This window comes from Dokdonia sp. (assembly GCF_039945015.1).
GTDB lineage: Bacteria > Bacteroidota > Bacteroidia > Flavobacteriales > Flavobacteriaceae > Dokdonia.
In genome coordinates, this window is sequence record NZ_JBDUXP010000009.1 from 1 (window position 1) to 12,409 (window position 12,409).

General features: G+C 33.9%; 12 protein-coding genes. 2 read left to right on the forward strand and 10 right to left on the reverse strand.

Annotated elements, in window-relative coordinates; translation table 11 throughout:
• Positions 1-2,266 (forward strand): RHS repeat-associated core domain-containing protein (locus ABJD27_RS07680; protein WP_348202023.1); only part of this gene is annotated, 2,266 nt, incomplete at its 5' end.
• 7 nt (positions 2,267-2,273) lie between these two features.
• A complete protein-coding gene (locus ABJD27_RS07685; RefSeq protein WP_348161894.1) occupies positions 2,274-2,822 on the forward strand; it encodes a hypothetical protein in 549 nt (182 codons plus the stop codon).
• 300 nt (positions 2,823-3,122) lie between these two features.
• Here ABJD27_RS07685 and ABJD27_RS07690 read toward each other — a convergent pair whose 3' ends face one another.
• From ABJD27_RS07690 to ABJD27_RS07735, 10 genes are read right to left on the reverse strand one after another with little or no spacing between them, the layout of a single operon-like run.
• Positions 3,123-4,244 carry a type II secretion system F family protein gene (locus tag ABJD27_RS07690; RefSeq protein WP_348161896.1) on the reverse strand — a complete coding sequence of 374 codons (1,122 nt, stop codon included), beginning with the start codon at positions 4,242-4,244 and terminating at the stop codon, positions 3,123-3,125.
• Between the two features lie 2 nt (positions 4,245-4,246).
• A complete protein-coding gene (locus tag ABJD27_RS07695; protein WP_348161898.1) occupies positions 4,247-4,726 on the reverse strand; it encodes a prepilin-type N-terminal cleavage/methylation domain-containing protein in 480 nt (159 codons plus the stop codon).
• On the reverse strand, positions 4,707-5,054 hold the full coding sequence (locus tag ABJD27_RS07700; protein ID WP_348161900.1) for a hypothetical protein: 348 nt from the start codon (positions 5,052-5,054) through the stop codon (positions 4,707-4,709). Before ABJD27_RS07700 ends, ABJD27_RS07695 begins: the two co-directional genes overlap by 20 nt.
• A complete protein-coding gene (locus ABJD27_RS07705; protein WP_348161902.1) occupies positions 5,042-6,319 on the reverse strand; it encodes a hypothetical protein in 1,278 nt (425 codons plus the stop codon). Before ABJD27_RS07705 ends, ABJD27_RS07700 begins: the two co-directional genes overlap by 13 nt.
• Positions 6,319-6,795: a hypothetical protein gene (locus ABJD27_RS07710; RefSeq protein WP_348161904.1), complete on the reverse strand. Its 477-nt coding sequence runs from the start codon at positions 6,793-6,795 to the stop codon at positions 6,319-6,321. Before ABJD27_RS07710 ends, ABJD27_RS07705 begins: the two co-directional genes overlap by 1 nt.
• A gap of 3 nt (positions 6,796-6,798) precedes the next feature.
• Positions 6,799-7,758 (reverse strand): hypothetical protein, encoded by a 960-nt coding sequence (locus tag ABJD27_RS07715; protein ID WP_348161906.1) that lies wholly within the window; start codon positions 7,756-7,758, stop codon positions 6,799-6,801.
• An 11-nt stretch (positions 7,759-7,769) separates the two neighbouring features.
• Complete coding sequence (locus tag ABJD27_RS07720) at positions 7,770-8,486, reverse strand: hypothetical protein (RefSeq protein WP_348161908.1); 717 nt, start codon at positions 8,484-8,486, stop codon at positions 7,770-7,772.
• 11 nt (positions 8,487-8,497) lie between these two features.
• Positions 8,498-9,010: a hypothetical protein gene (locus tag ABJD27_RS07725; protein WP_348161909.1), complete on the reverse strand. Its 513-nt coding sequence runs from the start codon at positions 9,008-9,010 to the stop codon at positions 8,498-8,500.
• Entirely contained in the window at positions 9,010-10,227 is a 1,218-nt protein-coding gene (locus tag ABJD27_RS07730) for a hypothetical protein (protein WP_348161911.1), read from the reverse strand. The genes ABJD27_RS07725 and ABJD27_RS07730 overlap by 1 nt, the downstream gene beginning before the upstream one ends.
• Complete coding sequence (locus ABJD27_RS07735; protein ID WP_348202024.1) at positions 10,227-12,404, reverse strand: hypothetical protein; 2,178 nt, start codon at positions 12,402-12,404, stop codon at positions 10,227-10,229. The genes ABJD27_RS07730 and ABJD27_RS07735 overlap by 1 nt, the downstream gene beginning before the upstream one ends.
• Positions 12,405-12,409 lie beyond the last annotated feature (5 nt).

The window sequence follows — 12,409 nt, forward strand, 5'->3', positions numbered from 1 at the left end:
TGTTGTAGGGTTTAATGATAATAATCAGTATACAAATTCTACGGGTGAAATTGATTATGCATTCTTTTTTGCTTGGAATGATCCTGGAAGATATAGAGTAAGAATTCGTGAAAATGATGTTAGCTCGTATATAACAGGATACATTAATTACAATGCGAATGACCATTTTGCTATAGAGAGAGAAGGGAATGTACTTTCCTTTATTCAAAATGGAACAGTCGTAGCAACCCATACCATGACGCAAAACTTCCCTTCTTTAGTTGGGGATATGGTAATGGCTGATAATGGAGCACAGATCAGTAATCTTAATCTATATGCAACAAATATCGATAAGAGTCTTCAAAAAGTAGACTATCAGTATAATATCCGTGGATGGCTTACAGATATCAATGATGTGGATTCTAATGCAAGAACACCTGCCCTATTTAACTTTCATATTAACTATGATAATACTGTAGAAGGCGATGCAGCAGCTCCTGGACAAGCGGTATCTCTTTATAACGGAAACATCTCACAAACGATCTGGAGAAGTGCAAACGCTGATAGCCAGAAAAGAACCTATGGGTATAAGTATGACGCCTTAAACCGCATCAATACAGCTTATAGTAGAAAAGGAACTAATCTTACAGACTATGATCATTTTAATGTCTCTGGAATTGACTATGATAAAAACGGAAATATTCAGAGTTTAACACGTCAAGCAGATTATAATGGGAATGCTCTAAATATGGATGATCTAGTCTATTCCTATAGCGGAAATCAACTATTAAATGTAGGTGATAATGGACATGTTAATTTGAAAAATGAAGGATTCTTTGATGGAAATACTACTGGAGATGATTACATTTATGATGTAAATGGGAATATGATCATTGATCGCAATAAAGGAATTACAGATATCACTTATAATCACTTAAATCTTCCTACTTCTGTTGAAATTAATACTACAGATCCAGATGGAGATTTGCAAGATGGAACTATTACGTATATTTATGATGCCACAGGCGTAAAACTCGCAAAAGTGCTTCAAGATGATATACAAAATAGTACCATTACCACCTCATATGCAGGTGGATATATCTATGAAAATAACAATGGAACAGAGGCACTAAAAATGTTCCCGCATCCTGAAGGATATATAGAGCCCGTATATGGTACAGAAAAATCTATAGAGAAATTCAATAAAGAAACTGGAACATCTAGTTTTTCTGGATATCAATATGCTTTTAATTATACCGATCATCTAGGAAATGTACGACTCACTTATAGTGACTCTGATGGAGATGGGGCTATTGAACCTAAAACGGAAATTATCTCTGAGAAAAACTACTATCCTTTCGGATTGCAGCAAAAAGGATACAACGACGTGGTTACGAGTAATGTGAACAGCGTTGCCAACCGTTTTGGGTTTGGAAACAAAGAATTAGGAGAAGAACTTGGTTTGGATTGGTACGATATTTCTGCAAGAAATTACGATCCTGCAATTGGACGATGGATGAATCTTGACCCGTTAGCAGAATTAATGAGGCGTCATAGCCCATATAATTATGCCTTTGATAATCCTGTCTTCTTTCAAGATCCTGATGGAATGATGCCACAAGGATGTTGTCCAAATCCTTTTGCAGGAATAGGTGAAGGAATTGCAAATTCAGTTACAACAGCTATAAATAATACATCCGAAAAAGTAAGCAATGCCTGGAATAGTTTTACATCAGGAGTTGTAAATTTATTTAGCCCAGGTAATGAAGGAGGTATGGGGGCAGATGGTGGAGTCGTATTTTACATCGAGGGCTCATCCACAAAAGAGGGTTTATCAACACCTAATACTGCAAATCCAGGTGCTGACGTTAATTACATAGATGCAACAGGTGTTATGAATGTAGCAGATAGTCAGCCAGGCACATTTGGATCAGATAGTAAAGCAGGTGATTTAGCACAGTCAGGAGGCGATCTTTTAAATAAAGTTGCTCCAGAATTTATAGGTCCTATCGAAGAGAATGGAGGATCAATAAGCAATAGTGGTTCAGAAGAACCTACAGTATTAAAAGAAGAACTCCCATTTAGTACTTTTATGATGACTTTTAAGGATGGAAGTAAGACCACATTCCACGAAGGAAATAATGTTCAAGAAACTATAAAAAAAGGTGATTCGATAATGCAAAATGACCCAAAGGTTGATTCACTTCAAATTAAAACTTTCTTTGCCACAGGCGCTCCACCTCCTGGGTTTAAAAGAACAGAAGTTGATACTACTCTTCAAAATTAAAATGAATATGATAAAAATTGTAATTCCATTCTTATTACTAATCTTGATTTCTTGTAATAATAAGAAAAGTGTTGATGATGAAAGTATTTATGATGAAAAAAGTGTCGGAGAGTATGATGGAAGAAGGCATTCTATTAAAGTATCCAAAGATACAGTAGAGGTCAATCAAATGGTTCAAGCATTAGTATATCTTGCTGCTCCATATAATGTTTCATCAGAAACTAAAATGGTAGTTTTTCTAGAAAGAGATGGTTATTCTATGGTGGCAAATAAAGATAGCCTAGACTATTTACCTAAATTAGGTTTTCATAACTTAGAATATAACGTAGATAATCAGAAGTGGACTAGCGATAAATTCGAATATAGATTAACTTCTGCCATAGGTAAACAATTTAATGCACCTGGAGAACACCATTTAAGAGGATATATTTTAGAGTATTATGAAGGTGATCCATTACTTGATTCTGTATTTGATTATTCAAAAACAAAGAAGCATTTTTTTGAGGAAAAAGTATATGTTACTAAACCCAAAGTAATAGATGAAATTAAGTGGTAAGGGTAATGGGTCAAATTAGGTGATGTAGTAAAATGGTGGGCGCTAATCGTTAAAAGCACGACAAAAGTGTTCCAAGTTTGGAACATGCCTGTAAAAGAACAAGTTAGAGTTAAGACAGTTTTTATTAGAACTGTCTTTCTCTTTTTAGAAGTTCATTGATATATTGGAAATAGATTTCAAAAATAGAGACGAGTAAAAAGTAGACCGCGGCTATTTCTACGACTATTCTGAAATAAAACGTCCCTTATAAGGGAAATGACTCAAAGTAAACTAATTATAAAATAGCACAATAATTTTAAACTACTTCAGCACATTTCCTAACTCAAACATAGGCAAGTACATCGATATCAGGATAACACCTACAATAATGCCTACTATTAAAATGATGATAGGCTCTAGAATGGTAGAAAATGATTTAGACTTTCTCAATACTTCTTCGTTGTATTGCTCATTAAGCCTAGAGAATACAAATTCGGTTTGATTAGTCTCTTCTGCTACACGTACAAGCGCAATCATTTTTGCATCAAAAAAAGAATGTTCTTTTAAACTTTCGCTCAAGCTTTTCCCTCTTAAAATATCTTTTTCTACTTGCTCTAATGCGCTTTCTAAAGGAACAAATTCTATCATCTCTTTTGCTAGATGAATACTTTGGACAATAGACACTTTTGTACTTACCAATAAAGAAACAGCCTGTGTAAAACGAGCAATATTTGATGTTTTTATAAAAGAGCCTATGATAGGTATTTTTAATAGTAGTGCATCTCTCTTAGAACGATACCAAGCTTGTTTAATAAGATGTTTTTGAGAAATCACAAATATACTTAACACAAATAATAATATCCATCCATAGTCCCCTAGCCACTCTGAAGTGCTGATAACTCCTTGTGTAATCGCTGGAAGCTCTACATTGTTTTGCTTAAAGATATCTTTAAACATAGGTACAACAAACTGCAACATAAAAATCACAGCAAGTGTTGCTGTACTCAGTACAATGATTGGGTATGTAAGAGCGCTTATTACATTACGTCGTTGCTGATTCTTTCGGGTATAAAAATCAGCAAGTGAATTACATACTTTTTCTAAAGCGCCACTTTGCTCTCCTATACGTATAGAATGTTCTTCATACACTGTAAAGTTCTTATTCTCCTGCAGTACTTTAGAAAAATCATCACCAGCAATGATACGGTCTCCTATCTCTTGAAATAAACGAGCGTCTTCTTTCTTCTTTTGAGATTCCGCTATAAGATAGATAGCATCTTTAAGACGTATTCCAGAGGTAAGTAATACACTTAATTCTGTATAAAATTGCTCTTTCTTTTTTGAGTTAAAAGAATTTCCAAAAAGCTTAATTTCTTTTTTTAAGATACTATCAAGAGAAGATGACGTGTCTTCACGCTTTTTCTCTTTTTTTATGGTGCTCATCTTTATTCCCATAGTCCTTCCATTATATGTTCTGCATCTACTGTTCTAGACACAAAAAAGTGAATAGGTCGCCCAGAAATTGTAATACCTATTGTAAGTCCGTCTACGGATCCTTCTTCTACGTCATCTCCTAGGTAATAAAAAGAAGTATTTTCTACCTTAAAAGGAATCGTATCTGTATCTCTTAGCACATAATCTGACGCGATTTCATAAGTGACAACCTCATTTTGTGTCGTAATATCTAACTGTTGATTCTTTTCACTCCAAGAAACATTAGATGCTTTATTAAAATCAAAGAGTAATCGCTGTTTAAATTTTGTCACTTCGGTGCGTTGTTCATATCTTAAGCGCATTGTCGTAAACTGTTTAGTCACCAAACGTAATACCGTAAAAGCAATAGCAATTACAATACCTGTGATTGCCAGAACCACAAGTACTTCACTTAGCGTGAAAGCGGGTATCTTATTGGGGTGTTGTTTCATCTATTGTTTGTATAGTCAAAGGTGTCTTTTGTTGTTCTTTGCTAGCCTCGTATATAATATAATGTATGTTGTCTTCTGATGTTCTTTCTATAGATATCTCATATTCCTCAAAGCTTTCATAATACGGCAGGGTAAACTTCTCGTGCACGTATAAATACTGTAAAGTCTCTAATCTGTTTTGTACAGAAAAAGTATCTCTTAATGTTAGTGTTCTAAAGGTGTTATTAAGTACCAAACTTGCTATCACAAACACCATAAGAATGATACTCGTAGCCACTATGGTTTCCATAAGTGTTGTTGCTCGTATTTTCTTTTTTAATATACCCATTGCACAAGATTGGTTTGGGTCTCAGTGGTGATTAGACCGCAAAAGGATTCAGATAACTTTCTTGTATCAATAACGGCATTAAAAAGGTGATTTTTATAAACAGAACCTCTAGTTTTGGTTGCAAATTGATGTGTAAATATGGACCCTTTAACAATTCCTGACACCTGAACGATCTGATCACTATATATTTCCCCTTCTATCGTAGCAGTCTCTGATATGGTAATCATAGATCTTGAATCATTCCTTTCTGAACTTCCTAGATGAATAACACTTCCTTGAATAGTACTTTCCTTATCTAGGGTAATTCCTTCTATGATTTCTTTTTTAGAAGTAAGTAAAGATTTCTTTTTCTCTTGCAGCAATAATACCGAGGGGTATGATAATTTTGTGTTTTCACCAACACGAATACTCTTTGATGCAAAAGCTTGAAAAGAGCCTGTTGCGTTATCTTCTATGATAATATGTGGCGCGACAAGTATAACATTTTTTGCTTTCGCGAAAGCTGAAATCCGAATCAAACTATCTGATTTTATAATGATATTATTCTCTATCGATTGATTGTCTATATGTATTACATCTGGGCTATAGATCCATTTAGGAGCGCCCGTAAAGGAAGAAGAAATCTTCGTAGTATAGGAACCAATAAATAAGGAATCTTGTTGTGGCAGACTTCCAAAAAGGAGATCATTTATATAACTCTTTTTCTCTTCAGATAGTTGCGGTTTTATAGAAGCATTTTGAGTGATGGTACCATACACTAGTTTTTCTCCTTGATAGTAATTTCCAACTATATTCCCAGGCTTTATTCCTTGTCTAGGGAGTGTTACATTGCCATAAATAGTAGTTTCCCCTACAACAACCAAGGGAGAGTTTGTATCTTCTAAATAGATTGCAGGACGATCTTCTTTAGATAATTGTCCTCCTAGAATACCTATTTTTTGAGATGTAAAATTTTTACTCTTTGCCAGTGCTAGTACTTTATCAAAAATTCCCCAATGTGTTCTGATAACAGTAAGCTCTTCTTTTAATTCGTTTTCTATAGGGATTTCAATACTATCCCCATATATAAGGGGTTGTTGTTTGGCATATGCAATACCCATATGAGAAAGTTTGATCGTATTAGAAGAACGTTCCAATTGTTTTGCAAATTGAAGTTGCATATAGGTCAGTAAAATAAAAGCGCTGATAATAACTGCAATCACAACACTAATAAGAATTGCAAATTGCAGCGCACCAGCTTTTATCTTTACTCCTAACCCCAACATTAGCCCGAGATATTAATGGTCTTCTTTTTCCCTTTATAAGAAACTGTAACGTTCTTTGTGCTTCCTGAAATAACACGCACACTATCCACAACACTCCCTTCTTTGGTAATATATTCTTTTGCATTTATTTGGAGTGATAGTACTTTTTTATTTGATCCTGCATCAGAAATAACACCCATATATCTAACACTAGGAAAATAAGTATCTTCTGTTGTTTGCTCCTTTTGTTTTGAGGATATAGTACTCGTTATTTGATTTCCTTTAGAAAGCGTTCCTAAAAATGGATCTCTATAATCGTTGTTGATTGTAAATCTTTCTTTTATAACATATTCAGCAGGGGTAAATACGGTTGTTGCTTCAGGGGTAAAAAAAATATCCCCGCCTTTATTACTTAACATAAAAAAACGTCCTACAACAGCTCCATAAATTAATATGACTGCTAGCAATAAATATGTAGTACGCTTTTTATTTTTCATAGTTTATAAAATGGTAATCATTCGCTGGGTAAAAGGAGTATTCTGCGAGTCATTTTCTGCTCGTACTGCCCAAGAATACATTCCTGTTACAAAATCAATAGTGATATCTGTTGTTGTCACCGTTTGTTCAAGAAAGATACTATCGTCAGATAGATCGGTGATAACTACTCTATATAGTGTAGCTTGTTCTATCATTTCCCAAGACAAAGGGATCATTGTATCTGTCGTTTCAAAATTATCTTCTGGAGATAGTAATGTGACTGTTTGATCTGATAATGGCGAGACATCATCTTCAACAAAAAGAGTTTGTGTGGCATATACCGTCTCAGAAACTTCATTTATGGCTTTGATACGCCACTCATAGCTATTGCTATCAAGCATAGTCATATAAGATAATTCAGATGTGATGGTATCGTTTACGATTTGTACGGGGTTTTCAAAGTTTGGAAAAGCTATTTGAATTTGATAACTCGTTGCATCTGCTACTGCTTCCCAGCTAAATCCTATAGCGCCTGATGAAATTGTAACCCCATCTGATGGAGCTATAGTAGTAACTACCTCAGAAGATATATCTCCTACCATTGCAATAGTATCTACTAGTGTAAAACTTTGTGTCGTGTAATCAGTTTGAAAATTACTATTAAGCCCTCGTACTCTCCACTGATACATCTCTGAAGGTAAAGTTTTAGTAAAACTTCTAAAACTTTGTAATGAATCTCCCAAAATGGTGTCGAGTACAACTTGATTTGCATTTTCAAACGTAGGCTGTGCTACTTGAATTTGATATTGATCGGAAAACTCAATTTCCTCCCAAGTAAAAGTAACGTCTGTATTCTCTAATATAGCTCCATCTGTAGGAGCTAATACCGTAATTATATCTTCTGAAATATCTGGAACACTTACAATATCTTCGCATCCATAAATACCAGCTATCACAAAAAATAATGCTATTAGTTTTCTCATAAGTATCTTCTTTAATAATCAGCTAATCTTTTAATAGTATTCAGTTTTTTGGCTTTTCTTTCTAAAGGCCTCTTGCAGGATTTCCCCTCCTCTACAATATCCATAACTACTACTTGTCCTCGCTCGTTCTTTCCATAACAGAAATAAGAAGTTTGATATTCAAAAATGACCACCTCAGAAAAATTAATTGTCTGTACTAACTCTTCCTTTTTATATAGACTAACAGCATATGTTTTATTTGCTGTATCTTCTATAAAAGAAGCCGTCACTCCAGTCATATCAATCGTTGCCATTGTTACCATAGCAATCTTTGTAATTACTCCTGCGTCTTTTGAATTCTTAACGTACTCTCTAATAGAAATATCATTATTAATCGCAGTAGCATACCCAATATCATCGATAAGTTCTACTTCAAAATAAGTTGGTTTATTTTGAGAATCGTCACTATAGGATACGATTGGTTTTTGTGAGTTATATATAGAATTATACTTTGCAAAAGATGTTTTCGTAAATTCTTTTTGGGTAATGGTTACTTTCAATTTCTCAGTTAATAGAGGGATACCTTTAACTTCAATATTATTTTTTAAGACTCCTTCTTTCTTTACAATTACCCCTAATTCTATGTTATTAGTTGTGCCTTTTTTGAACTGAAGTTGTTTTGTCGTTGTACACTCTATAAACAACAAGCTTAAAAGCATACATACTATATATCGTTTATTATCATTCATATTATTTTCCTTTATTGAACTAACTGTAATACAAATTGTCCTTCTAAAGACTCTTTTGATGTCCGATAGTTTTTAAGTTTTTCAAATTGTAATGATGCAATCATCCCAAATTTACTTTTCTGTTCTAATTGATATGCTAATCCCAAAATAGCATTAAAGTCTCCAGAGACTGTAAATGCATAGGAATTTGTCTTTTTCCCTTTTTGTGTTATGCTATGAGGCTCATCAAAAGAAACAACTTTTATAGGATGATCTTTCGCATAACGATCTATAGTCTTTAATAGATTATTCTGTAATGAAGTCTCTGTAATTTGATAATGTTGTAACAACGAATCATAGTGTTTTTCTTTTTGTTTCAACACTCGTAATCGTAACGGGATATTAGCATATATCTGTTCTTGCTGTTTTAGATTGTCATAATTCTTTTTAATAGATAAGGTCGGAGAAATAGACAAAAAATAGCCTATGATAAGTACTATTGCAAATCCTAATCCTAAGACGTTATTTTTTTGTTTAATTGTCATTATGAGCCTATTAGGAGTTCTATACCAAATGTTGTATTTCTCCCTTCTTTTTCCAAATTTTTAATAGATACACTTTCTGTAAATTCTAATCCTTCTAGTGTTGAAATCCATACTGACAGATCATTATTAACCGTTGTCGTTCCCGTAATTATGATGGTATTCTCTTGTACAATTACTGGTTTATTTTTTCGAATCTTCTTTACTAAAGGGTGGTATTGCAACCCATCCAAAAGAATTGTATGTGGCATCTCCTGTATAATTTCATCTAGAAAATATGATGATGATGATGATGCCGACTCTATCACATCTTCAAACAGTTTCTGTTTTTGATTTACAATAGAATCTTTTTTAATCAGAAGTTGTTTTTGTAATACATTGGTTTCTCCTACTTCCTGAAGGCTGGTTACTTCTGTATAATAATGATTATAGAATAAGAAGTTTACTAAAAAGATAAGTAATAATGCACCTATAGTCAGGGGTACTCCTATAGCAAATATCCTATGCTGCTTAAAATGTGATTGTTGCTCACCTTCTCTCTCATTAAAATTTGTAGTTACTAAATCATCATCTGTTCCTCCTATGATTCTTACAATAGCTCCTAAAGCGTTTACATAATCTCCTTCTACTTTTAATCCTTCTACATCATAATACCTTGTTTGATATTCTCTTTCTATAGTGGGAAAAATACCTGTAAGTTTTCCCTTTTCAAGAGATAGGGTTGTTTTGACTGTTTGAATTTCTGATACATCTTCCAGTAAAGAGAAAAGAGAAACAAGCGCTGTACTTCCTAGACTCCAAGCTGTAATAAAAAGTTTTTGATCTTCATAGGTCTTTATCAGTCCATCTATATAGGCTTTTCTACATATATATACATAGGCTGTTACCTCTGTACGTATTATCTCATAATAAAAAGCATCTAGTTCTATATTAGGGAATGCCCCATTAACAATAACCGTATCAGGAACTTTCTGAGTAATCTGAACTGTTTTCTGAAGAACCAAATCATTATTTATAATCAGATGTGCATATCGTAAGGTGTCATAATGTTCTTTGATATCTTCCACCGTTGAGACGACTGCTCTTTCTTCAAGTAGTAACTCTCCTTTTCTTTTTTTAGCAATAAGAACAGCTATGCTCATATCGCGATCTGTACCTCTATGCTCAAGTGCACAATAGGTAGTCCCATAGATGATATTTCGCGTTAAGCTATCCAACATTAGTAAATGACAGTAGGTTTGATTAAGACTGTTAATTTTGATTTTGAATCCGTACGGACTCGTTTACTAAAGAGCCATTTTATAACTGGAATTCGCGCTAAAAAAGGGATGCCGCTACCTGAATCATTTTTACGATTTTCTTCAAGCCCCCCTAATACGACAATATCGTTATTGCGTGATTTAATAATAGAGGTAAATTCCCTAGAACTAATTTCTGGCGGCCCATTTTCTGTAACGCGTTCTCCATTAAAACTAGATTGAATGACTTTGATATCCATCGTAATAATGCCATCTGCTGAAACAAAAGGAAGTACTTCTAATGACAATTCTGCATCTATAGGGACAAAGTTAACACTCTCACTGACAATCGGATTTTGTGTGCCTACAAATTGGTTATTCGTAATTTGAAAATAACTTGTCTGTCCATTAGAAAAATAAGCTCGATGTCCATTAAGTGTCGTAATACGTGGGGAAGATTTTATTTTAAAATTCCCATTAGATTCTGAGGCGCGTATGGTAGCAAAAAAGTTAGGGCCGACTTGTCCAATATTAAAAAAACTAGAACCATCAATACGACCTAAAATACGATTAATGGTATTGGCTCCCAAGTTAATATTGGTTTCTGGAAATATAGCTCCTTGCGTTGTGGTGGGTTCTGATCCTATTCCCCATTCTATCCCTGCATCGAGTGTTGCATTACGACCTACTTCAAGAATCATCACTTCTATAATCACAATAGGCACTTGCTTATCAATCTCTTTTACAAAACGCTTAAATCGTTCTATATCCGAACTTGCACCACTTACTATAAAACTATTAAGTTCATTATCTGCAATAATATTTAAGTCTTGTTTTACATCATCAGGAATAAGAGAGCTTATATCTAATGTATCACGATTTTGATCTCTTTGGCTTGCCTGTCCAGAAGTTTGCCCGTTTCCATTAGAATTAAATGTTCCTGATGTATTTCCAAACCCTGTGTTGGATCCAAATCTTGAATTATTTCCAAAACTTGTATTTGATCTTCCTGCACTTCTACCTGACCGCTGTGGATCTGCTAGTACTCCAATAGATCTATATCGAAGAGGAATCACCTCAGCTGAACGTAATGTGAGCTGTTTAAAAGTTCCAAAGTAATATACGCCGTCTTCTATCTTAAAGGTAAACCTATCTAATGCAGATGTTGGTGGAGTACTTTGTCCTGCTCTGGTTGGGTTATTTGCTGTAGTATTGGTAGTATTTTGTGAAGCTAACGTGGTATTTTCAAAAATTTTAGTAAGCAATTGATCAAAGGTAATATCCTTTGCCTTTACGCTTGCCACTCCTGCATTATCCAATGGAGACGCTGTAAATACATTCAATTGTAATTCATTCCCGATATCATAAATTATATCTGCGACAGCAACATTTTGAATATCAACTTCAAGTCGTTTTGATTCTTGATCAATAACTTTAAAAAAGAAATTTGCTTTACGCGGTCTAATAGGTCTTGTTATTGCTGTTTGTCCGTTAGTGTTATTTCCATTTGGGAGTACTCTTGATTCAAATTCAAAAGAACCATCTTTGGTTTTGGCTACTATCAGATCATTAGAATACGCTATTTTTTCCATAGCTATATCAAAAGGTAACTCTTTGATAAATGCTGAGATTGTTTGATTTGCTACATCAGGAGTGTAGAATATCCCTTTACCAGAAGTATCCGAAATGAGCTTAAAAGCATCTGCAAGATTATCATTCTTTAAGTCGATAGAAAGATATTGACTAGTTGGTTCATAGTTAATATCAATGATGTGTTTTTCAGAATCATTTTTTTTCTGATAGGGTGTCATATATAAAATACTGCCCGTAAAATCAATGGTTACATTATAGGTTTTACATACATACAAAAGCGCATCAGAAACTAATACATCTTTAAAATTATTGATAATCTGTATACCACTTAACTGAGGATTGACATCTAAATTTAGATTATGAACTTCTGATATTCCTAGAAGGAAAGTAGATAAATTTGTTTGTTGTAATGTAATATTAAGTTTTTCAGAAAGGCCTGGTACATCAGTAGAAATTGCTGTTAGCTTATTCTCTAATTTTTGTATCCGCTGCTGATCATATTCTTGTGCTACGATACATTGTATCATAAAGACACACATCCATAAGAATGTTATTTTTTTAATCATATGCT